Here is a 26,133-nt window from a genome sequence, read left to right as displayed (position 1 = left end):
ACGATAGGGCGTCTATCCATGCGTGCAAATTTCAGGTGGTCGCGTCAGCCATATCCACGCCTGCTTCCCGCAGCAGTTCAAATTTCACAGCTGTTGCACTGACCTGTCGATAAAAGGCAATCAGCTGCCGCGTCGGGCCCTGAAGACGTGTCAAACCTACGGTGGCGGCGACGACTGTGCCGACATCCGTATTGCCTTCCAGGACCTGCCAACCGCCCACAACAAGAACCCCCACCGTCCCGGCGCCGTTAATGGCACTGAGTACAAATTTCGAAGACAGCTTCCAGACGAATATCCGGGAACGGGTATCGTAGATCTCGTCAAATTTAGGAGTAATCTCCGCTGCCGAGCGATCAGGGTCAACAAGCCAGTTTGTGGCTTTGCGCAATGTGTGAACTCTGTCTGACACAAGGGAGTTTACGCGCGTCTGGACGAGAAGAACAATAAACACCTGAGGGATAATCATACCGATTGCAATCAGCCCCAGAGAGGGTTGATTGGCCGCAATATACCCGACAATCACAACAAGGGTTCCGGCCTGTACGATGGGTTCAGACAAGGCGCTACCGGAGAACTTTCCTACTTGTTCGGCTTCGGCCGACACCATTGTTGCCTTGGCACCGTAGGCAACTTTCTCGGAACCCGCCGGGTTTTCGCGAGACAGGTTGCAAATACGCTTGCGCAGCCTGCGGATCATGTCCTCGCCAAGGACGCTCGAAAGATACCCCAGCACCCATTTCAGCGCGAGGCTCAGGGTTATCACCGCGCCCATAGCAGCACCAAGCCACAGCAAGCCTCCGGGGCTTATGTTCTTTTCGGTCAGACCGTTCACGATTTCCTTCTGGTAGTTCAGTGGAAACGCCGCCAGGGCGGCAATGGCCAGCGACAGCAAGATGTTGACCACCTGACGATGTCCCGTAGTTCTCAAGATAGATTTGTAAAATTCGATCACTCGATCCCCCAAAGTCCAAGAGCACCTTTGCTTGAAGGTGCGGGTACATTGTTGTGACTGCACCCTAACACTCAATCCAATCTGAATATAAATCTACCTATTCTCCGGACTAAACGACTACGCTTGAGACGCTCGAATTTAGGAGCAACGAAATGAGTGCAACACGTACAGTGGGAATTGAGAGCGGCCGCTGAGGTCCAATCCTGGAGAAACGGAGCTGCACCAAATAGACGAGAGATCTCGAACACAATTTGGTGGATTGGTCGACTTACAGGTTGACCGGAATCTGAGATTAGTTCGAATGTCGGCTCTTGATGCTACAACGCAGAATGTGATTGAACGATGAGTGTCCGGAACGGGCCGGGCGAGTAGCCTTAGATTGGAGTTACGGCACGTACGGTGACCAGCTGCCTGGCCGCCACCCTTTCGCGATGTATCATATACAGCCCTGCACCGATGATGATGGCAATGCCAAGCAGGCTAAGCGTGTTCGGGAAATCATTAAAGACAAGATAGCCGAACAAGGTCGCTATCGGCAGCTCAAAATACTGCAGCGGTGCCAGCGTGACGGAAGGCGCAAAAGACAGCGCGTAGGTCATCATCATGTGGCTCACCGTCGCAAAAAAGCCAGCGCCTAAAAGCCACAACAACGCGATATCTGTCGGCCAAACGGGATCAAACAAATCAGAGCAGGAACCTTGGGCAATAATTAGAGCTGGAATGCAAAACAGGCTGGCGATCAGGCCGGTGTGGAATTGCAGGGTCACAGGGTGCACCCGACGCGACAATCCCCGGGTCAACAGAATGTAGAAGGCGAAGGCAATTGCCGTGCCAAGCGGAATAATGGCAACCGCGCCGAAAGCTGCGAAACTGGGCTGGATGACTAACAACACCCCGACAAACCCCACAAGCGCCGCGCCAACGCGACGCGGGCCGACGTCTTCACCAAGATAGAACTTGCCGATCAACAAGACGATGAAAGGGGCAATGAACACGATTGCCAGCGCATCGGCAAGGGGCATCACCCGGATTGCGGCAATGAAACAAAATGTTGCGAACACCAACAGCAATGAGCGGAAAACCAGCACCATCACCTGATCTTTCGCCACGCGCACTGACAGACCCATTATCCAGATGAAAGGCGCCATTAGCGCGCATTGCACCACAAACCGGGCAGCCGTAATCTGCCCAACCGGCACGCTGGTCGACGCGAGTTTCGCAGAAACGTCCAGCAAAGGAGCGGTTAGGCAAAACCCCAGCATCAGCGCAACGCCGACAAGGGTGCGATCCGGAGATTGGGGTATGGTTTCAGCAGAGGTCATCGTTTCATTTAGATATGTCGCCAAATGCGTGTCTGTTCTCAATACGACGACAGGCAAAAATCCCGCAATCCACGAGTTCGGGTTGAATTGGATATAGCGCTCGCGGCGAATGTCTCCTCTGACGGGCCGTACAGCCGCATCAGGTGGCAGGGTCAAAGGCAGCTAAGGGCCGTTTGCTTCTTTGGGACGCCAGGGCGGGATCCGGCCATTCGCCGCCAGTGCGATGAGATGGTGCCAGGACAGTGAGAGCGGACGTTCAGAATGGCCTGAAACCGAGCATCTCGCCGCACGACCGCATGGCAACTCCGAGTCCAACTCGGACATAGCATAATCGTTTTGCGTGCGCTCGCGGCGCAGATTTCGCTGCAAGCCGATCTGGAAGAATGGCTGCACCACTACAACCAAGAGCACACTCATCAGGGCAAAATGTGTTGCAGAAGAATACCCTTCCAGACCATGATCGAGAGCAAAGAGATCAGGAAGCAAAAGATCCGGAACCAAACTTAATCTGGCATACACCACAGGAAAAACGGCCAACTGTCAGATCACATCGGAACCACTACATGTCAGTACATCAGCGACGCCGAGCAAACCCAGGGCTTTCCGATACGCCATTTCGCCACGCGTTCAACCCCTTGCAGCGTCGACAAATCCGCTCTCCGAACCCTTCGCTCCAGAATGGAGTTCTGCAACGAAGACACGGGCGTTCTTGCGGCACGTCATTGTGGGCGCGAGCCATGATCGTATCTGCTTCGTCGTCGGAGTCTTCCATCAGTTCTTAGCCTCGATTTCTGTTTTGGTTTATACAGCGACTGGAAAAGAAAGTTCCGAGCCCTAAGCCTTGAGATTGAAGGAGCTGCCCATTTCAGTCTGTCCAATGGGACGGCCTGTAATCCGAGGGGTTTTAATAGGACGAACCGGCATTCCTTCGTTCTCAGCAGCTTGGACAGCGAAAGTATACCGAGAACCGTTTCCGCATCCTCGCGGTAGGGCTCGTTGATCTGATGATATGTCGTCTGCCTCAGAGATGAGCGACTCCGAGTAGAGGTGCCGAAGTTGAGTCTCTGAAACGCCATCCGCTTCCATAATCAATTGCACCATGGGATCGGCCAAAAGTTGGTCGAGCAAGAACTGCGACAACTGCTTTGAAGACAATTTATCCTTTGCGCGGGCTCTCTCCAAATCAGTAAGAGAAACGGTCAAGGTACGCGCCAGACCGGGGTAAGATTTCCGTGGATGCAGACAGATTAACACCGAGGCCTTCCAGGCTTCTGGGTCCGAATAATCTGGTGGTGCGGAAAGCTCAGTTTCTATGTCGTACTCGCCTGCCGGGAGTAATTCGTCGAAGCCAGGGAAAGTAAACGGCCTGGAAAAGACTGCGATTGTCTTGCTGATTATCTGGTTCATTTGGGTAATTCTCCTTTGCTGATACCGCTCGCTCGGAGATGCAGACAAGAACAAGCCACCCACTCCCGGCAGGGTATTATCAGTTTTGAGGTTTAGGCTTTGGTTTTTCGGGGACGACGTCAGGCGCTTCAGACGTAACTTCTTTTTTCGGCGCGTCCGCATCGTTTTCCTTCAGTGCGGCAGCCGCTCTGGTCGTCAGGTCTTTGAAAGACATCATTTTGATCCTTTGATTGTCCGCAACACCCACGAGCCCAGATAGGGTGTGAAAAGTGAATGCGGCTACGTCCAATATAGGGATTGGGTGCCTCATTTACTACGTAAAGCCGTAGAATAAGACGGATGGCTGAAGCAGAACCGAGGCGGCGGCACCTTGGCGCGCTATTTTCGATTCGAGTATGGGCGATCAGTGTTCGCTGCGTTGCAGTCAACCAAAGCGCTATCACCATGGAAGACTTTTGCTACATCGGGTGCAGCCATGCCGCGCGAGAGCGCGCTATACTTCATTCTCAGCTTCACCTCGCCACCAGGGCGAAGCAGCCAATTGGTGTTTTCTACAACGATATGATCACTGGTGGCTCCGACGAACGTGACGCCAGCAGGGAATATTAGACCCGTCGCATCAGTGTCCTGGAGTCCGATCGCAAGGATCGACCGAGTATTCGAAGGACTGTCTAAAGTCACACACTGCATTGAAGGTATAGGATAATTCATTTGCAAGGGATTTGGATTTGATTTGGTCTTCGTTTCGATCACTTCCGCCCAAAGCGTAAAAACATCTGTGTAAAGCCCGTCGATCGAGTATCCAGAAACGGGATCGGTACCCAGCAGGATGGCCTCACCCAGACGCAGGTTGTTGATCTTTCCGGTCGCCCCCTTGCCAAGCGCCCATGGCAAACTGGCAGAGCCGCCGCCTGACACTGTTTCCAGAGCGGGTCCACTTGCAAGTTCGGTGTCGGCGGCAAGCGACGAAAGCAATTCCATTGCTCCTGCAGAGGGTGCCACATGACCCAGACAGGCAAAATTTGCGCCAATCCCCTTCAGAGAAATCCCTTCCATTCTAAGAATTTGAGACACAGTGCTTTCAAGGTGTTCAGGCAAGATGCCATCCCGCATATCCCCCATTTCCACCATCAGGATAATATTGTGAGTAATGTTCTTCCCCAGCGCCTCGATGGCCAGGCTGGCGATAATGTCCATCTCAGTGTTGAAGCTGACATCGCAGTTATCAAGGACTTGCGCGACCTGGCTCAGCATGGGCGTTCGGATCAAGGATATGGAGCACGAGATTCCAGCATCGCGCATACGCATGATATTGCTGATCCGCGCGTCCGCCAGCCCTGTCACGCCACCTTCAAGCATAGCATTCGCAATCTCAGGATGACCGCAAACGGCTTTTGTCACACCTGTCACCGATATTCCGCGGGGTCTAAGGTGGTCTACCAGGAACCGTGTGTTGTACCGAATTTTGTCCAGATCAACGTCGATACGCAGCTTGCTCATTCAATCGTCGTAACACGTACGGGTTGCAAGCGCGGAAAGGCAGATAGAACCATATTCACCAAGTTTTTTGGAGGACGGTTCAATGCGTCAGTGACCGGGAGATACAATTTGCAGTTGTAGTCTGTGATGGCCTTTGAAATCTCAACATCATTCATTCCTTCATGGTTGATCGTCATGCCAATTACCTCTGTGTTCGCAAAAGCCTCGATCAGGGTGATTTCATCGCAAGGGTCGGGCATAGTCATGTTGGGAAAATCACATCGACGTTTTCGTTTAGGCGCGTGTTGAAGAATAACTGCATGTGGCTGACTGCCTCGCAGAATGAAGGCTGATGTGCAAAAAGCCGGATGGCTTAGCGCGCCCTGGCCCTCGATCACTATTACATCCGGGTGCTCACCCTCGGATGCCGCAACGACAGCGCGCTCAAGTTCGCCACAACAAAATTGCGGCGGCACCGAATCCATCGCGACACCATACTTGGCGCCCTGCATCAAACCAGTTTGGCCGGTGCCGACCAAAACTGTTTTGATCCCATGCGCGTTAAGTGCGCCTGTCAGGATTGTCGCGGTTGTACGCTTTCCAATTGCACAATCGGTGCCGAACACCGCGATGCGGATCGCCTGGACGTCTCCAATACTGCCATCTAACAGGCGCAGGTCGGGATTTGGCCGCGGCTTGCGAATGTCGCGTATCGTGACATCGTGAATTTTGGCAAATCCGGCGAGCTCCTTGTCATCGCTAAGAAATTCATGCAGCCCGCTGACGATGTTCATTCCGAGCGTTATCGCATCCACAACAACTTCGCGATCCTCAAGGGACATTCTGCCGCTGGCCGGCGCCATTCCGTAAATAAAAGTGTCAGGGATCGTAGCTTCATTAGCGACGGCGGCATCAAGATCATCGAAGATGGGAACCTGATTTGCGAAATTATCAAGCACTTTGCCACTGTCACAACCGCCATACGTGCTGTCGATCACCGAAAGAACGCGATAGGCCTGTGAATGTCGAACGAGACCATTAGCCGTCTTGCCATCGATCTTTGCGAAGTTTCCTTCGCAATACACAATTGCAGTCGGTGTATCTGTCACGAGTGTCTTGCGGTGAAGCTCTGGAAAAACTGCTTGTTCAGGCGCCAGCTTTTGCGCATCGCTGGCAATGAACTGCTTGGCATCCGACGCAATGGGTACGGGTTTCATATTTGTTCCTTTTTAGAGTGTGAAACGCGCGTCCTTGGTAAGGACGGGCAAAAATTGTGAAGTTTGGGAAAGTGGGCTTTCTGTCTGAATTCTCACTGGTTCAGAACACACAGCCCTTCTGATCGATGATAGTTTTTGTGGCATTGCCACCCATTGCCGGATCGGTCGATATGGGCATTTGCCGGTAACTCGATTGCGTTGCAGCGATCACCGGACGCCTCGTAGCCACGTTCGCATTTCCATCCAACTCCATGGATCGCGTCATCGTAGAAAGCATTTTCAGGCACAAACACGGCATCGCACCGTCCGTCGCGCTCAAAATACCCACGCTCGCACGTCCAGGGACGCCCGCTGGTTGATGCGTTCAGAAAAGCGTTTTCCGGCACCGCTACTGCCACGCATGCTTCTCCGTCTTTTTCGTAGCCACGGTTGCAACGCCATGCAGATCCATAAGTGCTATTCGTCAGGTAAGCATTATCCGGCACCACGATTTTCTGGCAGCTATCGTCTACTCTTGTGTATCCACGCAGGCACCGCCACCTCTCACCTGATGGATCGAGATATCCACCCTCAGGCACAATCACTTCAGTGCATGAGGTGCCGCCAACTTCAACAAAGCCATGCATACATGCCCACCCTGAGCCATAGGTTCTGTTTGTGGGGTAGGCATTTCCCGGCACGACAATGGCCACGCATTCTTCGCCTTTCAACCGATAGGACAAATCGCATTCCCAACCGTCGCCATACTTTTTGGGATGCGCGTTATCCGGGATCGAATTTGTTTCGGCCGATGCGGGACTTGATGAGATAAAGGAGCCCGCCAAACTGCTGAAGACGACAACAAACAACGCAGCCATTAAGTGAGCGCAAAACCGGTACTGATTTTTTCGATTTGCCCTGATGCAAACGGCGTTGTCCGAATGTTGAGTGATTGAGTTACGATCCATCCAGGTTCAGCCCCTCGATACAGGCCTGCGCCAGGTCTTTGTTAGGAGTTTGGGATCCCGGCACCGTTGCCCAGCCAGCCGCCATGACGGCATCCTTCTGCTTGAAAGAAGAAGCCTCTTTGATCGTCGTTATTTTTTCGGCGCGTTGGGCGTCAGTTCTCGCCATGTCGACGCAGACCGGAACCAACGCAGCGATTACATTGTCGCGGGACATGGCGTTGGCCATCTTGTCCGCGCTACCGCCGGTCATCCATCCACCCCATGAAAATCCAACGACGCCTACGAAAACCCCGCCGATCAGAGCACCGTAGATTCCGGGTTTAAGCCATTCGGGCGTGTTCATAATCTATTCCTCCTGCGGGGAAAGCGCCGCATCGCTGTCATTGTTAGATGTGGCCAAGGTCTGGTCGTGCTTAAGCGCCAGTTCAAAATCTTCTGGGTCAATTGGGCGCATTTCCGTGCGGCCTGGCTTGCTGCCTTTGCCCCGAACTGTCAGGTAGGTTCCGGTTCTGCGATATGCTTCGAAACTCAGGCCCTGCAGTAGCTCTTCTTCGACAACTACTTCATACTCGCCTGCAGGAAGTACATCCGGGTAGCCGGACAAAGAGAACGGATTTGAAAACGTCACCAAAGAACTGGACGATCTTGTGCTCACCTTTGTCCTCCATTTAGTTTGTTGGATCTTCCCCGCGCAGTCTGCCGCGGTACACGCTCGTAAGCGCCGCGGTAGTACTGGCGTTGTAATTTAGAATAATGTGCAAATGGCAGGCGCGCGCTGATCGATGTTAGTCGGCGGGCAATGACCTGAGATTTTATTGGAATCTCAAATGCATTTGGTGCCCGAGGATCAGGCACACTGCCAAAAATTGACTAACCTGCGTCAGTGCAACGATGTTTGGATTCCGGCAACGTGATGTGTGTTGGCGGGATATTTGCTGGCGTGTTCTTAACGAGTAATTGAGAAGCGCAGGAAATCCAGTACCGCAATCGGACTGTATTTATCTTGCGCTTCTTTTTCAGTGAAATCCCAAATCTGCCGAAGCGAATTCCGTCTCTAACAGGCAACGATCATCAAAATCCCGGCATCGCTGTAGGGGTGAACTTATTGCTTCAACAGTGGCCCGGCCTGATCCAGATAAGTGGGGTCAAAACCGGCCAACGTCACCAGTCCTTCATAATCATCAAATACCACTTGCCCGGATTGAAAAGTAACCAGCCCCTTCTCCCGCAGTTGCCGTAGGACACGATTAACATGTACGGCACTCAGTCCCAGTGCATCGGCAAGGTGGTATTGTGTCAGTGGGCAGGCGTATCCCGTCTTGCTTGCCATCCCGACCTGAGTCAGCCTCACACCAAGTTCCAATAGAAAATGCGCCATGCGCTCACCCGCATCTCGCCGTCCTATGTTGACCAGGTGCTCAACCACCATCGCTTCATCTCGAGAGACCGCCCAAAGAATTGCTGTCGCCAGCCGGGGCGTTTGCGCAAATGCTTCCAGGAGATCATCCACTACTACTTCAATGGCTTGGATTTCCATGATTGGTTCTATGCTGTGATCCGAGGTGTGCAGCAGAACGCTTCGCAAGCCCAGAAAGTCACCCGGTATTTGGAAATCGACGATCTGACGCGACCCGTCAGTCTGGGTTTTGTAGGAACAAACCCAGCCCGAGGCCAGAATGTAGGCAGCCTGCTCTGATTGCCCTTGATGCACAAGGTCACGTCCGGCTTCAAAGGTTCTGCGACGCTTGTGCAGGCGTGCCAATGCCGCAAGTTCAACCTCAGTCAGAGCGACGAAGTTTGAAAGCTTTCGGGTGAGTGGACTGTTTTTGATAGTGCGCAAGTGTTCTTCCTTCATCGATGAGCAGCCCGCGAAACTATCCGACGCCAAGACTGCTTTCGATCAGTTAAGTATACAGCAATCTATGCCAGTATGATGCAATTCATTGTGGCGCTTCCTTGCTTGGACGCCTGTTAAAAAAGGACGTCTACCATGGCTGACCGGCAAGACCACTCAGGAATGGCCGCACTCTCAATTTGTGAAGCGCTTTTGCTTGCAATCAAAGATCGTGAGCTCCTGCCCGAACATGAAATTGTGGGAGTTTTGCGTGACGCAGCTGCTGCCCACGAAGCAGCGGTCGGCAATAACGATGAAAAGGATATGCACCAGGCCGTCGCCTTTCTCATTAACCGGATCATTGCTTCCGGCTATCGGGTTCGGCAGTAGCGTAAAGTCCCGTATCGGAAAAACAAGATTATGCTTGTCAAAAAAGCTTAACAGCAAGAAGACACAAAATTGGCGTCTCGTTTCTAATCAGTTCAAACACGAAGCAAAAACCAATGTTTCAATACTTGCCATATCCCGCGTCTTGCTCGTCCGACCGAGCCGCGGCGAAGGTACGGTTCCCGTTAACGCAAATACAACGGCTGCGAATGACCTGATTGGTGACACTTGCCGCGACGCAACAATAAGTATGCCGCGACCGCGAGCAAGTGCTGCTTTAGCGAAGGCTCCAGATCGAAAGACGGCAAAGTCAGCTTACCGTGAGTTCACCAAAGCCCAGATTTCGCTTGCGCAGCGAACGGCAGGAACGCAGGCAGCAGCAGCATCCGAGGGGTGCACTGGATGTCTCCTTTGGGCCGATATTTACTTGAACCGCACGTTAAAGAAATTGAGCAACTTCAAGGAACTCAATGGTCGCGCAGGCTCTGACAACCCAGATGTGCGACCGTTCTAATCATCAGTTGCAATCGGATGCATAAATTTCTGGTCGCAGGTTCAAGTTGAAAAAGGTCACCAGAGTTAATAGGAACGTTCACTTTTACTCCCAATCAAATCTTTGAGGAGATGATATGGCGCGGTTTCCCGAAACTGTTCGACGAGTTCAGGGTCGTGCAAGCGTTCGCGCCCACTCGTTTTTACAAGGTACCGCACGAAAATAAGCATCGCGATTGTCGCTCCAGCGGTCGAGATGTTGAAAATGAATTCCCACACTGTCATTTTGGTATTCTCCTCGATTGATAGAACAACTGACCTGCACTACTTCATGAGTGGGCAATGCCGTACATTGAGCAACACCCTATGCGGCCCAGAAAACTACCCATAGATCTGACTGATCATATGCAACTTTTCGTGCGAAGACGCCGGTTCTTTCCGAAGCGGAATATCCTTCACGTCGCGGCCTTCCCACTTTATCGGAACATCGATGCGGTTTAGTGCAGTTTTCACAAAAGTTTTTACTTCAGACCGCACGCCTTTATCGGCATGAAAAACGGCAAAAGAAGAAACCATAGTCAAATTTCCTGCATAGTGCTGTTCAAACGTTACTACAGCGTCGAATTTGTCTCTTACTATGTCCCTTAAAATCCGCAGTTTCGTGGCCCGCTTTTCCACCATCGCCCGATCAATCTCAATCAACGCTAATACTGCGGCCGTGTAGCTATCTTCTTCAGATGGCATCTCCGCTTTGCTCTCAAGGACAGAACGCTCTTCGTCACTTTCTCCTATGCATTCTACGGGATGGTTGCTTTTCATCTTCCAATCTCCTCGATGGCTGTACGTGCTATTCTTGCCGAACCAGTGAGTTTATTGACCTCTTGGTCGGCGCTGCTTTCCGTACGGCCAGAAGTCAGTAACCCGTTCACTCTCCCGTTGTGTCGATTGCAGTATTTGGCGTAACTCTCTGAATTTGGTACACTATTGGAGCAGGAAAGTATCATTACGACATGATGGACTCAATGAAAACCCTTTTGGTGCAGCCCGGATTCGAAGGGACGATTTGGCAAGCGCCGGCCCCAAGACCCGAAACCGATTAGTTTGAAACTATCTGTGAAGTTTAAAACCATGCCTCGTAGTGACTTGGAAAACCTATTGAACTCGAGCAGCTGTCCGACGCCGGAAGAAGAAGCCTTTTTCTCGAAGCGTCGGGCTCTTGGCCTCGGCGTCGGGTTGGATGAGCATGGAAGTCTTGTCCATCCCAAAAAGCTCATATTCATCGACTTCGAAGCATCGTCCCTGAGTCCCAAAAGCTGGCCGATCGAAGTCGGGATTGCCTGGATCCAAGACCAGGATGTCCTTGTCGAAAGCAAGCTCATACGTCCGAAGCCGGACTGGCCACGCGATGATTGGTCTGACGAAAGCGCCACCGTGCACAAAATTCCGCTCGAGAACTTGAGGGATGCCGAAGCTGCGGAAGCGGTTGCGCTTTGGCTTTTTGAACGTATCGAAAACAACATCCTCGTCAGCGATTGCCCGGAGTTTGATCAGCGTTGGCTTGACCGTCTCTTGTCAACGACTGGCAAGCAGGAAATGTGCGAGATTGATGACTTCGACCGTATCGCTTGGATCTCATTCTCCAAGGAAGACGGAATTATAGCGCCAGGTATGATCGATCAGGTGTATGAAACGCGAGCTGAACGCACACCGGCTCATCGCGCTGGATCAGATGCCGCAGATCTTGCCTGCGCATATAAATCCGGATTGCTACAACGTTCGTCACCCGACTTTTTCGAACCATTGTCCGAAGAAAACCTTCAGTTGTGGGAAGGCGGCGATGACGAAAGCGCAGAGTGAGCTCAACCAAGTGACCGCACATTAGAACGAGGTAGCGATTATCTCGGGTGGCGAAGTATGTGTTCCATTGTTCGATAGTGCTTTGATTTAAAATGATAACCTGGACATTAGAGTCGCGCTTCTTTGCTGATGGGCCTGTCCCCCGGAAGGAATTTTGTTTCGGGACGTTTCAAACACGATGATTGGCCTTTTCATTTTCCACGTTGAACCCACCTCCTGCCAGCCGACAAAACGCTTCGATGAAAGGCAAAGGATGGTTGATAATTTACCTTTTGAAACAGTGATCTATGTCATCACCAATGGAATTCTACTACTTGGCGAAGACCGGCGATCGCTCCGCTTCAAACTGTGCAACAAAAAGTGCTCAGTTTCCGGCCTACTGATCCAAAGGCCTGATTGGTCCGACAAGTTTGGGCGACCAGGCCTGATGCCATTGATTGAAGAGATCGAATACCCTGCGCCCGGCGGTTGGAAGACAATGGCATTTGATGTCGAGGAGAAACTTTCAATCAATGCCTATGATACCCTCGCAAAGAGGCTAAACCCCAACAAGCTGTACGTACGCGCTGAACAAGGTTGGGTCTTGGGCTCAGCACATCCGACCCCGCGGCTCGCTCAGGTCAAGTCATCTCTTGTCAATTGATGCGCTCAAACAGAGCAGCTGAAGTATTTGCATAGGACTTGGGTGGCCCCTCGATTAGAGTGATTCGCGACATGGCCACCCAGTTGGCGGTAAACATTTGGCTGAAGGCATTGTTAGATTATCCACTAAGGTTGAGCGCTGTCGTATGAGATTTGACGTCTATTCGACCCAATCAAACGTGAACGAAGTAGCGTGAGACTTGAGAAATTCTTCGGGGTGAATGACCGCGTTGACGGCAAGTCTTGGCGATGCAACTCTCTGGGCCCAAAACGGCACTGAAGACACTCATAAAATAGATGCGTTATCAAAAAAAATTTTCGAAAAATCTGCTCCTCGCATCAGTTCTTGGTGCCACCGTTCATTGTAGTGACAATCTTTCAACATGCCGTCCTGAAGTTGGAAACGACGAAAAAACAGCCATACCATAGTCAGAAAATTCCGGGCGTTTCCACTGCGAGGCCCAGTTTCCTGGATGTCGCTTGAAAGCTTCAACTCTTTCAACGCAGGTCAGAGGGAGCTGCTCGAAATCACTTTTCATAATGAAATCCCAATTCCCTAAGCCTGCGGCTTCCAAGTTTACCGAAGTGATGCAACGAACGGTGAGAGGGTCCAACAAGCGATTGGGAATCCTACACAATCTATCACGCGTGAGCCGGTTGCAATGCGGTTCAGAAACCAAAACGATACAGTATTTTTGAAACCATGTGCGCGTCGCAACAAGGCACCAAGACTGGTTAAAATAACCAAATCTATTGAAGCGCGCGCGATATCAGGCTTGTCACGCAATCTCTTTTGAAGGCCGATTAAGCTCCAATCAATTTTCAAAGTTCAGAACATCGCGTCAAGGAAAAATCTTCTTGGCATCGAGGTTAGGTTCGCACTCAACGGACACAGATTTTCTGTGAACGTGACGGCGACCACTTTGACGATTGTTAGGAAAAAAGCGTTCACCGCCATCCGAAATTCTCCGTTACCCAACCTCAAAAATTTCGCAGGCATTTTTTCTGCAGTCGGGATTTGTCTTGGAAAAATCTCCTAAGAAAAAACGAACAAAGAAGTTCGCGAAAAAAATAACAAAATATGATGGCAGTTTTTTCTTATACTTTTCAGCCACTTGACTCGATGGGCCGGGTGTGCGCTGATATCTACCGCCCCAATTGACCGAACTGAAACACCAATGCGTTTTGGGAGCAGTGGTCCACGATTATCGAGGTTTCGCACCAGATCGTGATCTTCGGTAGCACGATACCTGCGGGAGGCTGAAAGCATGATACCCCGACTTGAAAGAGATGCTCATATGCAAAGCACAAACCTTGGCACTCCCAGTTTACAAAGAGGAGCTACAAGTAAATCTACGTTGCGAGTTTCAGACCACCAACGCTGTTATCCAATGGATACGTCTGAGGCGGCCAGACGCCTCGGGATTTCCAGAAGCACTTTATATGAATGGCTACGTGAGTTTGAGCTCAAAGAGGAGCTTCGTGGTAAAACTCACAGCCGTCGCGGGCGAAAGATTGTCATCTACGAAGACCAACTTGCCTATATTGGGAGGATAATGGGATGCGCAGACCGACATGGGAGCCGAGGTGGTGTGAAAAAACGGGAGATTGGAAAGCCGATTTTTATGTCGCCGGAAGACGCATACGAAAAGGTCTTGGCGTTCGTGACCCCAACAAGAAACGGATCGCGCTAAAATTTGCAGAGGAATTGTTTCATTGCGCTTACCAAGAGCAAGAAGAACTAAAGCGCCACGCAGGTTCGCCAACCTTTTGTCAGGCAGCCCTACAATATGTGGAATACGGCGGAGAGAAACGTTTCCTCGAAAAGGTCGTCAAGACGATAGGCCCGAACTTGCACCTCAGCGAATTGGACATGCCGACTATCAAGGCGCTCGCCTTGAAATGTTACCCCGACTGCATGCCGGAAACTCGGCGAAGGCAATTCGAAACCCCTGCAAAGGCTGTCATCAACCATGCCTTGGGGAAGCGCCCCCAGAAACGCGGAGTGCAAATAGTGCGGCGTTTCCTAACCCCTGAAGAAGCCAACGAGCTGTTGGCTGCTGCGACCAGCGAAGCCGTTGTTGGACGCTGGGACCCTGCAAGGCATACTCTCAAAAAGATCGCCTTTTTGCTTGGCACCGGCGCAGCGCCTGGGGAAATGTTTGCAGTCGATGTCGAGGACATTTTCAAGCAAACTGGACGAGTTTGGATTGCCTGCAAGGAAGCCGGAGCTTCAAAGACCAAATTTCGAGAGCGATGGGTTGTACCCCCTGACCATGCCTGGCTTCTTATGGGTGAATTTCCCAAAGACGGAAGGGCGTTTCGGACACCAAGCGGCTCACCTTACGTCCTACGCAAAAATGGGGGTGGGCAAATGTCAGCGGCCTTTCAGACTGTCCGCGAAGCTGCCGGCCTTGGCTCGGACGTTACCCCGTATGTTTTGCGCCACACTTGGGCAACCTGGTTTTACGCACAAACAAAGGACGACCTACTTTTGAGGAAACTGGGGGGATGGTCCAAGAAGGACATGGCTTACCACTACGCAAAAATTGCGCCACCGGATCTCAGCGAAAGACTGTTAAGTTTTGGCTGGGACTTTAGGCAAAATTTGGACAAGCTGCCTTATGGAAACTGTTAATATGATGAAAAGTATACGAAAAAATATAAAAAGCGCTCCCTTAGCAGGGGAGCGCCTTCGACCACTCGGCCACGTCTCCGCTGGCCGGTATATCCTTGCCTGCAACCCAGATACAAGGCGAATTTCTAAGTCCAACTCATTTTTCTAAAAAGTATCTAACCCACAACGTTGTTGGGGCTAAATCGCGGCCGTAAACAAAGGGTTTTGCCTTTCTTTCCTGTGCGCTTTCATCCATCCTTCCCTGATAGCACATGTCGCTATTTGCCTTGTTACTAGGACCCTCCACTCTGGCAACTTGCCAAGCAGTCGAGCTTTAAGGCATATTTGTGTGAGTTTATTCTATTTAAATTCAATATATCGAATTCATTGGGGCACAAACCGAGCAGTGGGCGCAAAGCGCTCAGCACTTACCTTTGGGAAGGAAGTTTGGTTTGGCCTGGTTGAAATCGTTTTTTGTTGTTTGTTGCCTATTGCAGCTGCCATCGCAGGTGTTGGCCAACATAGGGGAAGTCATCAGCGTAAAACAGGGCGCTGAGGTAACGCGCTCGGGAAAATCCCAACCATTGAAGACCGGAATGCGGGTGGAATCCGGCGATCTAATAGCCACCAACAGGACCGGTTTGGTTCAATTGATTTTTGCAGACGAAACAAAAATTGCAATTGGCCCCAACGCCCGAATGACCCTGGACGTGACAATGCTGCGAAGCAATCGAAAAGCCAAAAGTTTTGCAGTGCAGGCACTGGGCGGCAGCTTTCGATTCATTTCCGGTAAGAGCAAAAAACGAGCCTATTCCATCAAAACGCCTACAGCGACGATGGCTGTGCGCGGCACGACCTTTGATTTTTGGGTCGTTCCCGGCACTCAAAGCGCAATGTTGGTTTTGCGTGGGCGAGTTGAGATGTGCGGCCTCAATGGCAGTTGCCGGGAAACCGGACGCCGGTGCAGCCTTTATGCGACCACAAAAAACAACAGCATTGGGCAACCAGTCGATCAAGACAGCTATGAATCTGCGCTGAAGGACGGCTTTCCCTTCGTTCAGTCGCAAGAACAGCTACTGACGCCTTTACGCGTGGAGTTCTCAGGATGCGGTAAGGACGTCGTTCCGCCACCGCAAAGATCGGAGACCCGTGCTTCCGAACCTAATCGCGCTGATCGGCCTGATCGCCCCGAGCGAAGCGCAGCGGCGGAGTCGCGGAGTGAGTCTCCTGCAAGCGGCAGAGGAAATGGCGGCAATATTGGCGGAAGCGGCGGGAGCGGGAACGGCAATGGAGGCAATATCGGTGCCAGCAGCGGCAGCGGAGACGGTCGAGGTGGTTCGATCGGAGGCGGCACGGGCAAAGGTGGCCCAGGCAGCGGTGGCACCATCGGCAGCGGCTCAGATGGTTTCGGGAGCGGGCCGAGCAGTGGCGGCAAGGGGGGCAACGGCGGCAATAGCTGAGGCTGAAGAAAAAAGCCGCGCAACATGATTTAAGTTCAAGCGATGTCTTGGTGGCATCCGAATAACCTGCGCCGTGTCCGGCAAGGGTGACCACGGCGATCGGAGGCAAACGTGTTCGGAAAGCCCAAAGAGCGAACAGGGCGACGACGGGCCTTTCAGCTTGTGGGGCTGGGGCTGATTTTGTTCGGGTGCTTTATCAGGGCACTCGATCCGTATCCGGTGCGCATGACACGGCTGATCTACTTCGACATTCTGCAACGTCTGTCGCCGAGGGAATACAACCCGGACCTACCGGTGCGTGTTGTAGATATCGACGAACAGTCACTGGCCAACTGGGGACAATGGCCATGGCCCCGAACCCTGCTGGCACAGATGCTAAACAGCTTGGGTGAATACGGGGCCGCGGCCATCGCCTTTGATATGTTGTTCATCGAACCGGATAGGTTATCCCCCTCTCGATTGTTAAATGATCCAGCGTTCGCAGATATCCTGACGGTCGAGCGCCACGCCGAGAAACTGGACAACGACGTTTTATTCGCGTTGGAGATTGCCAATTGGCCTGTCGTTATGGGCGCTGCCGCGCGACCGTCGCTTGAAGGCAGGCCCGTCACGCCAATGGCGGGCATAATTGAGATCGGAGAGTCCCCGACCGCCGGATTGATCAGCGTTCCCAACTGGACACCGCCTGCCCCTCCGCTGGACCGATCCGCAGCCGGCATCGGCGGCGTCAATGTCTCACCTTTGGGCGGCATGGGCATCATCCGGCGCGTCCCCATTCTGTGGGGGGGACCTGATGGGACGCTTCCGGGGCTGGGACTCGAAGCACTGAGGGTCGCATTGGGCGAACCCGTCATCGTGGCCGAAGGGTCACAAGACGAAACCGGCATCATGCTCGCGGTTGAGGTCGGTGATTTTCGGCTGCCAACAACCGAAAACGGAGAAATCTGGGTCAGGTACAGGCGCGATAATCCAAACCTGTTTTTGTCTGCAAATGACGTGATGCAGACGCCAAACGACCCTGCCCTGCGCGCGGAAATTGAAGGGCGGATCATCTTGGTCGGCACATCAGCCGCGGGTTTGTTCGACATGCATCAAACAGCTTTGGGAGAATCCGTTCCAGGCGTGTCCATCCACGCACAGCTATTGGAGCAAATCTTGACCGGCGAAATGCTGAGCCGCTCAGACGTGACCGCTGCGCTGGAATTGCTGTCGTTCGTAAGCTTGGGTTTAGTGGTCACGGTCGTCATGTCCCGACTTGGTGCAGTCGCGTCGTTCGTCGCAGGCGGTGTTTCGGCAGCGATGGTTCTCGGCATCAGCTGGATGGCTTTCCAGAACCAACTGGTGTTGTTCGATGTCACATTTCCACTGTTGGGAGGTATGGCTAATTTTGGACTGTTGGCGGGATATTTGTTCATTTCGACCGAACGCGAAAAACGCGCAATTCGACAAGTTTTTTCGCATTATGTTGCGCCAGAAATTTTGGATGAATTGGAGATGTCGGGGCAACAGCTGCAACTGGGTGGTGAAACACAGGAAATCACTGTGATGTTTTCGGATATCCGAGGTTTCACCCCGCTGTCCGAGTCTGTTTCTGCGACCGATTTGGTAACCTTGCTGAACCAACTATTCTCAAAAATGGGGGATCAGATACTTCAAGAAAGGGGAACAATCGACAAATTCATTGGCGACGCTGTCATGGCCTTTTGGAACGCTCCGGTTCCGGTCGAAGACCACCCCTGCCGCGCTGCGCAGGCGGCGCTGTTGATGCGAAAAGCACTGGTGGATTTCAACGCTTCGGACGTGATGCAGGGCAGACCGCCGATTGCTCTGGCAACGGGATGTGCTACCGGGCAGGCCTGCGTTGGCAATATCGGCTCCAAAAGCCGGTTCAACTACACCGTTATCGGTGACGTGGTTAATGTCGCCGCTCGGATTGAGCAAAGCTGCCGCCATGTCGACTATGATATCCTTGTGTCTTCGGCAGTTTATGAGAAAACTCGACAGGACATGGCCATGCTCGAGGCCGGCTATGTCGATCTCAAGGGCAGAGCCGATCTGGAACCTGTCTATGTGCTTGTCGGCAACAATGAGACGTTAGACGCACCTGCATTCCAAAAACTTGAGCAAACGCATCAAAAACTGATTGCCGCCATTCGGAACCGCCAATCCTACAACCAGATCGAACGAATATGTGACGACTGTATCGCCCAATCGCAGCACATAGAATCAGGGTTACAGAGGTTCTACAGCACCCTAGCAGGCCGGGTGGCGGACTTCCGATCCGACACCCAATCGAACCAGCTGATATTCAGCCATCATGATCAAGAAAGCAAAACGTTAGCTTGAGCGTATGGTAGGCTTGCGAATGGGTATGTGCCAACTCACCTAGGGCTGTAGCTAAGCGCGTAAGCGTCGGCGCCCGGCCCCTGCTCTATCTGCTCTCGGCAAACTCAGCAAACTCAGCAAACCTAGCATTGCGGCCATTCCGAGAAATCTAGTGGTGTGGTTCCACCGATCTTTGCGCGCCTCAGTCAGCCAGATTTGCGCGCGCGACCAGTGCCACAAGAAACCAGATAGCGGCGAACTGTTTCGGCCATTCCGAAGGTCAACGCATCACAAAACAGCGCGTGACCGATGGACACTTCGGCTATCGAAGGGATACAGGAGATCAGCTTACCTGTGCCACGAACCGTAAGATCATGTCCCGCGTTAACTTTCAGGCCATGCAATTCGGCTGCTGCCGCAGCGGCAAGTAGACGGTCCAGTTCGCTCTTTTCAGTGTTTGAGTCGTTGTATGCCCCGCCGAACGGGCCTGTATATAGCTCAACTCGGTCTGTTCCGGTTTGAGCCGCATCGGCCATCTGGTCCGCGTCGGGATCGGCGAACAAGGACACCCGGTGACCGTTCGCCCTGAGCGTGCCAACAACATGAGCAAGTATCTCGCTTTGCGCTTCAAAATCCCAGCCGTGGTCGCTGGTCGCTTGCGCCGGATCATCCGGCACCAACGTGACTTGATCCGCGCGCACCTCTTGGACAAGCGACATAAACCGCGCGTCTGGATAACCTTCGACGTTCAGTTCCCGATCTTGAAATTCTGCATCAAGCAGGACCCGCAAAGCCCGCACATCGTCCGGCCGAGTGTGTCGTTCATCTGGTCGGGGATGCACCGTCACACCCGCCGCCCCAGCATTCAAAGCGATCCGTGCAAGGTCTAGGATATTAGGCCAAGGGTGATCTCGTCGATTGCGCAGTAGCGCGGCAACGTTCAGGTTCACTGAAAGGTCCGTCATGTTCCCACCCTACAGCCGAAAAGTTTGCACGTGCTCGGGAATGGGTACACCATCGATGTTCCGAGGATCGGGGATCGGATCACCCACCGAAGTGTGTATAGGTATAACTCCAGCCCAGATTGGCAGGTCATAGTCCTCTTCGTCGTCGACTGGGCCGCCAGTGCGGATCTTGGCGCTTCCCTCTGAGATTTGCATGCCTAATACCATCGTCGCCTTCAGGTCTTGTGCGTGGTCGGGTCGCAATTCCTCATAGCGACCAGGAAACAGGCCGTTTACAAAACGACCGAGCTTTTCAAGCTTTTCCGTCGGGTCTTCGATCTTGATTGCGGAGCCAAACAGCGTGACCGATCTGGAATTGACCGAATGATGCATTCCAGAACGTGCCAAGACGAACCCATCCAATATCGCGACCGACAAGCAAACTTGCGCATCGCGCGAATTGCGCAGAGCACGACTGGCCGAGGAACCGTGCCAATAGATATAGTTCCCTTCGCGCCATTGCAGAGTCGGCGTGACAAACGGCCTGCCATCAATGATATACCCCACGCTGCACATTGGCTGCGCGTCTAAAACAGTGTTGATCGTATCACGATCAAAATGGCCGCGTTCGTGCAATCGGCGCAGGCGGCTTCTGTCGGTAACAGTCAGTGTATCGGTCATTTCAATAGCTCAGGTTTTGTTCTTGCTGCAGTCCTGATGCATCGATATTGGTTGTATTGAAATGTCCAATTTTGAAAAGTTTTCTAAATCCAATTTACACCGAGGTTTGTTTGGAATCTCGCTGGACGCGGCGCTTAAGCCATCGCTACAGGCACAACTGCTTGAGGCGCTGCGCAACCTTATAACCAACACTCCTGGTTCGGTTGGCGCGAGGCTGCCTGCCAGCCGCACCCTCGCCTCCGAGCTGTCGATATCGAGAACCACAGTTCAAGCCGTCTATGATCAGATGATCAGCGAAGGGTATCTGGTGACCCGGCAAGGCAGCGGCACCTATGTAGCCAATGAGATTACTCATCTGTCGCAGCCTCAGCCCACGCCCCGTCCGGCAGGTCCGGTGACCGAAGACTGGCAGCCCTTTCAAACCGGCCTACCGGACCAATCTTTGATGCCAAACAAGCAATGGTCCCGCCATCTAGAGCGCGCTTGGCGCGTTCCGTCAGCTGAGCTTTTGGCGCGCCCAGACCCGCTCGGTTGGTACCCCCTGCGCGAAGCGATATCGGATCACCTAGCCGCATGGCGCCACCTGAACTGTGATCCAGGGCAAATTGTCATCACCTCGGGTGCACGAGAAGCCTTCGAGATAATTTTCAATGGCCTGCTTGGCTCCGGCAAACGGGTCGCTATCGAAGACCCCTGCTGGCCTAAGCTGCGACAGATCCTTGCCGATACTGGAAATACCGGCAATCCAATCCGCATTGATGGGGACGGGCTGGATGCAACGCGGATACCAAAGGGTATTGATGCCACGATCGTCACCCCCTCTCGGCATTATCCGACCGGCGTCAGCCTTCCGTTGTCTCGCCGGGTGTCGCTGATGGATTGGGCCAAACAAACCGGAGCAATGATTATCGAAGACGACTACGACAGCGAATTCCGCTATCGCGGTCAACCGTTACCTTCCCTTTCCGGGTTGGACGGTCTGAACAACACAATCTACTTAGGCAGTTTTTCCAAACTCGTCAGCCCCGCGCTTCGGATCGGCTATATGGTTGTCCCCAAGCGGCAATTGCCTGAAGTGCGAGCGTATCTGGATCGAGTTGGGCCTCGGGCTTCGCTGATCCCGCAGCCAGCCTTGGCCACGTTCATGGACAGCGGCGAATTCGCCATGCACTTGCGCCGAATGCGGCGCATCTATGCGCGACGCCAGAGCCACCTGCTTGAGGCACTGGCCCCCGTTTCCGACCTGCTTAACCTTCAGCCAGACTCATCGGGCATGCATCTATGCGCGTCGCTGCAAGCGATCCTGGCAAGTCGGCTTTCCGACATCGAAATAAGCAATCGCGCAAAGGGTGTTGGTCTTTGGATCAGTGCTTTGTCGACCCACTGTGCTTTATCGGAAAAGATGCAAGGCCTGTTGTTGGGGTATGCAGCGTTTGAAGAAGCCACGCTGTCAGATGCGGCTCAGAAATTGATAGCAATCCTTCGCTCGGGCTGATGACAGCATCGCCATTGGTAATCTGAGAAAGTTTTTCCCCGGCGAGCGACACAAAGTGATATCATAACAACCGAATATTTAATTATGTTTGTTTCAAAAAGTAAGTGCACGGTGTCTGTGAAAGGGGAGATTCACATGCCTAGATTGTCTGCCTATTTGTTTACTTTGGCTTCCTTACCGCTCAGCGCCTTTGCCGACGCGGTGCCCAGCCAAGAAGCCGCCGAAGGCACTTTTGCCGAGCGTCCGTTTTCACCTTATGCCAATCGATCATTTCCCGAGCGCCCCTTATGGGGGGATACGCATCTGCATACGGGTTTGTCTCTGGATGCGGGGGCGTTTGGCAACACTTTGCTGCCGGATGAAGCCTGGCGGTTCGCAAAGGGAGAGCAAGTCATTTCGTCCACCGGCCAACCGGTCAGACTGGCCCGACCGTTGGATTGGATGGTGCTGACTGATCATACTGACCTCATGGGTTTTGCGCCCGATCTGCAAGCCGGCAAACCCGGTGTGATCTCAGACCCTAAAGGGCTGGAATGGTACGAAGGATATAAGGCGGGGGGCGAAGAGGCTGGGAAAACGGCCTTCGACATTATCACCAATTTCTCTCAGATGACGCTGCCCGAGATTTTGTTGGAGTCCTACAGCCCCGGTGCTGATGCGTTTGCCTTCACTTGGGAACATATCGTTTTGGCCGCAGAACGGCACAATGATCCCGGCAATTTCAGCGCGTTTATCGGGTTCGAATGGACTTCGGTCCCCAAGGGATTCAACTTGCACCGCAATGTGATGCTGCGCGATGGCCCTATCCGCGCCTTACAGGTCGTCCCGCCTGTAACGCAACCACCCTACGGCGACACCGACCCCAAGGCGCTGTATGCTTGGCTGGAAGAGTATGAGGCCAAAACCGGTGGCCGGGCTGTGGCCTTTGCCCATAACGGCAACCTGTCGAACGGGTGGATGTTCCCGACCGAAGACACCTATCATGGCGGTAAGGTCGACGAGGAATACGTCCAAAACCGCGCCAAATGGGAACCACACTATGAGGTTACGCAAATCAAGGGCGACGGCGAGGCTCACCCGTATCTAAGCCCGGATGACCCGTTTGCGGATTATGAGAACTGGGATGTCGGCAACCTCGATATCACTGAATTGAAAACCGAAGACATGCTGGCTGGCGAATATGCACGCGAGGCGCTGAAACGCGGTTTGATGCTGGAAGAGAAATTCGGCGTGAACCCCTATAAATTCGGGATGGGCGGGGCGACCGACAGTCATACTTCGCTCGCAACAGCCGAAGAAGACAACTTCTTTGGCAAATCCGTCAGCGTTGAGCCGTCAGCCACACGCATCCAGCATCCCTTTATCGCCAACGATCTGGGTGAGATCCCCGGTGATCTGCTTGTCGCCTCTGGTTATACTGCCGTCTGGGCCACCGAGAACACGCGTTCGGCCATATTCGACGCGTTTAAGCGCCGTGAAACCTATGCCACTACTGGCCCTCGGATCGGTCTGCGTTTCTTTGGCGGTTGGGAATTTGACGATACGGACCTTGAAACCCGCTTTCTCGCTGATGTGGGATATACCAAGGGCGTTCCCATGGGCAGCGACCTACGCCCACGCGAAGGGGACAATGCGCCAAAATTCCTGATCGGTGCCCTGCGTGATCCGGTCGGTGCGAACTTGGATCGAGTTCAGGTGGTCAAAGGTTGGCTGGATGCCGACGGTGAACTTCAAGAGCAAGTCTTTAATGTTGCTTGGTCAGATGACCGTGCTTTGGATGCGGATGGTAACCTGCCCGAGGTTGGAAATACCGTCGACATTGAAAGCGCAAGCTGGAGCAACACCATTGGTACATCCGAGCTGATAACCGTTTGGACCGATTCTGATTTCGACCCGAATGAACGGGCCTTCTATTATGCTCGAGTGCTTGAGATTCCCACGCCGCGCTGGGTTCTGTACGACAAGCTGCGCTATGGCATCGACCTGCCGGAAACCACGCAACTGACCCATCAGGAACGCGCCTATTCGTCTCCGATCTGGTACACTCCAGAAAGTGATTGAACATTGGCCGGGGGCGCTACTCTGCCCCTGGAATTCCTCATCAAAATTGGATTGTACGGCGATTATGTTGGCTGACCATTTGACCTGCTCAAAGGCTCAGTTCTAGGATGAAACCCGGTTTGCTGTGTCTTCAGGAATTTTCATGCGCATTTTGAAAGAACCCCTTTTCCACTTCATACTGATCGGAGCCGCGATTTTTGGTTGGTTTGCGCTTGTTTCATCGGATCAAGAAAGCGACGTTCCGACCGAGGTAATCAGCTTCGATAATAATGACGTCGACCTGTTGATCACACGCTTTGAAACAGCCTGGAAACGTCCACCCAACGACGAAGAGCTGCTTGCCTTGGTCGACGCTGCCGTGCGCGAAGAGGTGCTTGTACGCGAGGCGCGCAAACTTGGATTGGACCGCGGGGATCAGATTATTCGAACCCGGTTGGCCCAAAAGATGAACTTCTTGTCTGATGCAATCGCTACAGCCGTAAACCCAGAGGATTCCGTTCTCGAAGCTTACATTGCCGAGAACCAAGCGAGCTTTACAAAACCACCACAGATGGCCTTCGAACAGGTTTATCTCGGGATTGCGCCAGCGCCGGAAGAGATCGAAACCGCTATGTCCCAACTTAGGGCTGGAGAAGACTGGTCGACTGTTGGAACGCAGTCCCTGGTGCCTAAGGAAATGCCACTTTCGGCCCCTTTAGCCATAGATGCGGCGTTTGGTTCGGGATTTTATGCGGGGCTTGAACCCTTTGAGGTCGGCGTTTGGGCCGGACCTGTGCAGTCAGGGTACGGGCAACATCTGATCAGGGTTACCGAAGCCCACGCTGGTTCGATGCCGCCGCTTTCGGATATCCGAGAGGCGGCCGTCATAGCCTGGCGCCGCGACATGGCTGAGGATTTGTCGCAAGCCCAATATGAACACCTTGCCGCGCAGTATTATATCGAAAAGCCGGAGCTCGCTGAATGAAGGCACTCATTCGCTTGGCAATGCTCGTTTTGCTGCTTTGCTTCCCGCGAATGGGCGCGGCGCACGCACTTGATCCGGGGTATCTGGACCTGCGACAGCTGGCACCAAACACATGGCAAGTCATCTGGCGCATACCTGACGTAAACGGCCAACCAATGCGTATCGACGCAATCCTTCCCGAGGCTTGCGATCCAGCACGAGGGACACAGCCAAGCTTTGACAATGTTGCCTGGGTTTCGACCTGGATAGCAGTATGCGACGCCGAAATTGCTGGCCTTGATGTATCAATCAAAGGATTGGAACGGCAAAATAACGACGTACTTCTGCGTATCCAACCCTTGGATGCTGCTGTGACGACTCTGCGGTTCACGCCGGAAACACCGACGCTCACCCTGCCACAAAATCCGACGACATGGACCGTTTTCACCAGTTATTTTTTACTTGGTTTCGAACATATCCTAGAAGGCTGGGATCACCTTCTGTTTGTCTTTGCGCTTTTCATACTGGTGCGCGACCCGTGGCGATTGGTCGGGGCGATCACGGCCTTCACCGTCGCGCATTCGATCACGTTGGCGTTGGCCACGTTTGGGGTTCTGAGAGTCCCCGCCGCGCCAGTCGAAGCCGTGATCGCCCTTTCGATCGTATTTTTGGCGCTGGAGATCATAAAACGCGAAGAAGGCCAGATCAGGTTGTCCGAGCAGTTCCCTTGGATCGTCTGCTTTAGTTTTGGTTTGCTTCATGGCCTCGGATTCGCCGGCGCCTTGTCTGAGATCGGCCTACCGTCTCAGGACATTCCAGTTGCACTTCTTGCCTTTAACCTTGGCGTAGAAGCTGGCCAGCTTGCATTCGTCTTAGCCCTATCACTTGTTATCTTCTTGTGGCGTAAAGTTGTGCGAATTGGACAATCCGGATCAGACACATTCCTGCGGCTCGCTACTGGTTATGCCGTTGGCTGCATTTCGGTTTACTGGCTCGTTGAACGCGTCAGTGGCTTTTAACTTGCACCCCCGTCGGTTGTGCTACGTTTAGCCCCGCACGCTCTGCCGCTGC

At 53.0% G+C, this 26,133-nt stretch carries 23 protein-coding genes and 2 pseudogenes; 12 read left to right on the top strand and 13 right to left on the bottom strand.

The annotated features are described in order from the left end of the window. Positions 1-31: 31 nt before the first annotated feature. On the bottom strand, positions 32-952 hold the full coding sequence (locus ACR0L3_RS16870) for an ABC transporter ATP-binding protein (protein ID WP_480746927.1): 921 nt from the start codon (positions 950-952) through the stop codon (positions 32-34). 374 nt (positions 953-1,326) lie between these two features. Beyond that, positions 1,327-2,274, bottom strand: a complete 948-nt coding sequence (locus tag ACR0L3_RS16865) for a DMT family transporter (RefSeq protein ID WP_480746990.1) — start codon at positions 2,272-2,274, stop codon at positions 1,327-1,329. 360 nt (positions 2,275-2,634) lie between these two features. Between ACR0L3_RS16865 and ACR0L3_RS16860 the strand changes: the two are divergent. Beyond that, a pseudogene (locus tag ACR0L3_RS16860) lies at positions 2,635-2,781 on the top strand (IS481 family transposase); the annotation flags it as partial. 67 nt (positions 2,782-2,848) lie between these two features. Here ACR0L3_RS16860 and ACR0L3_RS16855 read toward each other — a convergent pair. The 8 genes from ACR0L3_RS16855 to ACR0L3_RS16820 form a co-directional block, all read right to left on the bottom strand. Next, complete coding sequence (locus ACR0L3_RS16855; RefSeq protein WP_480746926.1) at positions 2,849-3,046, bottom strand: hypothetical protein; 198 nt, start codon at positions 3,044-3,046, stop codon at positions 2,849-2,851. Positions 3,047-3,108: 62 nt separating this feature from the next. After that, a complete protein-coding gene (locus ACR0L3_RS16850) occupies positions 3,109-3,681 on the bottom strand; it encodes a hypothetical protein (protein ID WP_170336663.1) in 573 nt (190 codons plus the stop codon). Positions 3,682-4,059: 378 nt separating this feature from the next. Beyond that, entirely contained in the window at positions 4,060-5,181 is a 1,122-nt protein-coding gene (locus ACR0L3_RS16845) for an alanine/ornithine racemase family PLP-dependent enzyme (protein WP_480746925.1), read from the bottom strand. After that, a complete protein-coding gene (locus ACR0L3_RS16840; RefSeq protein WP_480746924.1) occupies positions 5,178-6,377 on the bottom strand; it encodes an N-acetyltransferase DgcN family protein in 1,200 nt (399 codons plus the stop codon). The genes ACR0L3_RS16845 and ACR0L3_RS16840 overlap by 4 nt, the downstream gene beginning before the upstream one ends. Before the next feature lie 92 nt (positions 6,378-6,469). Next, a complete protein-coding gene (locus tag ACR0L3_RS16835; RefSeq protein WP_480746923.1) occupies positions 6,470-7,234 on the bottom strand; it encodes a hypothetical protein in 765 nt (254 codons plus the stop codon). Positions 7,235-7,313: 79 nt separating this feature from the next. After that, positions 7,314-7,667: a hypothetical protein gene (locus ACR0L3_RS16830; protein WP_170329075.1), complete on the bottom strand. Its 354-nt coding sequence runs from the start codon at positions 7,665-7,667 to the stop codon at positions 7,314-7,316. Between the two features lie 3 nt (positions 7,668-7,670). Continuing rightward, positions 7,671-7,979, bottom strand: coding sequence for a hypothetical protein (locus ACR0L3_RS16825; protein ID WP_170329073.1), 309 nt, complete (start codon positions 7,977-7,979; stop codon positions 7,671-7,673). A gap of 447 nt (positions 7,980-8,426) precedes the next feature. Then, positions 8,427-9,179 carry a Crp/Fnr family transcriptional regulator gene (locus ACR0L3_RS16820; protein ID WP_170329072.1) on the bottom strand — a complete coding sequence of 251 codons (753 nt, stop codon included), beginning with the start codon at positions 9,177-9,179 and terminating at the stop codon, positions 8,427-8,429. A gap of 135 nt (positions 9,180-9,314) precedes the next feature. On the opposite strand from ACR0L3_RS16820, the gene ACR0L3_RS16815 reads away from it, so the two are divergent. Further along, positions 9,315-9,548: a hypothetical protein gene (locus ACR0L3_RS16815; protein WP_170614873.1), complete on the top strand. Its 234-nt coding sequence runs from the start codon at positions 9,315-9,317 to the stop codon at positions 9,546-9,548. 870 nt (positions 9,549-10,418) lie between these two features. On the opposite strand, the gene ACR0L3_RS16810 is transcribed toward ACR0L3_RS16815, so the two are convergent. Further along, positions 10,419-10,856: a hypothetical protein gene (locus ACR0L3_RS16810; protein WP_480746922.1), complete on the bottom strand. Its 438-nt coding sequence runs from the start codon at positions 10,854-10,856 to the stop codon at positions 10,419-10,421. A gap of 309 nt (positions 10,857-11,165) precedes the next feature. Here ACR0L3_RS16810 and ACR0L3_RS16805 point away from each other — a divergent pair, with 309 nt between their 5' ends. From ACR0L3_RS16805 to ACR0L3_RS16780, 6 genes and pseudogenes are all read left to right on the top strand, one after another. After that, entirely contained in the window at positions 11,166-11,894 is a 729-nt protein-coding gene (locus ACR0L3_RS16805) for a 3'-5' exonuclease (RefSeq protein ID WP_480746921.1), read from the top strand. Between the two features lie 154 nt (positions 11,895-12,048). Then, positions 12,049-12,537 carry a hypothetical protein gene (locus tag ACR0L3_RS16800; RefSeq protein ID WP_480746920.1) on the top strand — a complete coding sequence of 163 codons (489 nt, stop codon included), beginning with the start codon at positions 12,049-12,051 and terminating at the stop codon, positions 12,535-12,537. A gap of 1,267 nt (positions 12,538-13,804) precedes the next feature. Then, a pseudogene (locus ACR0L3_RS16795) lies at positions 13,805-14,062 on the top strand (helix-turn-helix domain-containing protein); the annotation flags it as partial. A 35-nt stretch (positions 14,063-14,097) separates the two neighbouring features. Next, the gene (locus ACR0L3_RS16790) at positions 14,098-15,174 is read left to right on the top strand and encodes a tyrosine-type recombinase/integrase (RefSeq protein ID WP_480746919.1); all 1,077 of its coding nucleotides are present in this window, start codon (positions 14,098-14,100) and stop codon (positions 15,172-15,174) included. 575 nt (positions 15,175-15,749) lie between these two features. Then, on the top strand, positions 15,750-16,613 hold the full coding sequence (locus ACR0L3_RS16785) for a FecR family protein (RefSeq protein ID WP_480746918.1): 864 nt from the start codon (positions 15,750-15,752) through the stop codon (positions 16,611-16,613). Positions 16,614-16,724: 111 nt separating this feature from the next. Beyond that, on the top strand, positions 16,725-18,959 hold the full coding sequence (locus tag ACR0L3_RS16780) for a CHASE2 domain-containing protein (RefSeq protein ID WP_480746917.1): 2,235 nt from the start codon (positions 16,725-16,727) through the stop codon (positions 18,957-18,959). Positions 18,960-19,144: 185 nt separating this feature from the next. Here the strand turns inward: ACR0L3_RS16780 and ACR0L3_RS16775 are convergent, their stop codons facing one another. Together ACR0L3_RS16775 and ACR0L3_RS16770 are read right to left on the bottom strand one after the other, a co-directional pair. After that, positions 19,145-19,903 (bottom strand): pyridoxine 5'-phosphate synthase, encoded by a 759-nt coding sequence (locus ACR0L3_RS16775; protein ID WP_480746916.1) that lies wholly within the window; start codon positions 19,901-19,903, stop codon positions 19,145-19,147. A 9-nt stretch (positions 19,904-19,912) separates the two neighbouring features. Continuing rightward, entirely contained in the window at positions 19,913-20,563 is a 651-nt protein-coding gene (locus ACR0L3_RS16770) for a pyridoxamine 5'-phosphate oxidase family protein (protein WP_480746915.1), read from the bottom strand. Positions 20,564-20,624: 61 nt separating this feature from the next. Between ACR0L3_RS16770 and pdxR the strand changes: the two genes are divergently transcribed. The 4 genes from pdxR (at position 20,625) to ACR0L3_RS16750 (ending at position 26,081) form a co-directional block, all read left to right on the top strand. After that, on the top strand, positions 20,625-22,058 hold the full coding sequence (gene pdxR / locus ACR0L3_RS16765; RefSeq protein WP_480746914.1) for a MocR-like pyridoxine biosynthesis transcription factor PdxR: 1,434 nt from the start codon (positions 20,625-20,627) through the stop codon (positions 22,056-22,058). Between the two features lie 135 nt (positions 22,059-22,193). Then, entirely contained in the window at positions 22,194-24,119 is a 1,926-nt protein-coding gene (locus tag ACR0L3_RS16760; protein WP_480746913.1) for a DUF3604 domain-containing protein, read from the top strand. Positions 24,120-24,261: 142 nt separating this feature from the next. After that, positions 24,262-25,083, top strand: a complete 822-nt coding sequence (locus ACR0L3_RS16755) for a hypothetical protein (protein ID WP_480746912.1) — start codon at positions 24,262-24,264, stop codon at positions 25,081-25,083. After that, on the top strand, positions 25,080-26,081 hold the full coding sequence (locus tag ACR0L3_RS16750; RefSeq protein ID WP_480746910.1) for a HupE/UreJ family protein: 1,002 nt from the start codon (positions 25,080-25,082) through the stop codon (positions 26,079-26,081). Before ACR0L3_RS16755 ends, ACR0L3_RS16750 begins: the two co-directional genes overlap by 4 nt. The last annotated feature ends 52 nt before the right edge of the window (positions 26,082-26,133 follow it).

The sequence above is a fragment of the Ruegeria sp. CK1 genome, from assembly GCF_056536545.1.
The sequence above is the reverse complement of the archived record's forward strand: the minus strand, read 5'-3'. Positions and strand labels throughout refer to the sequence as shown.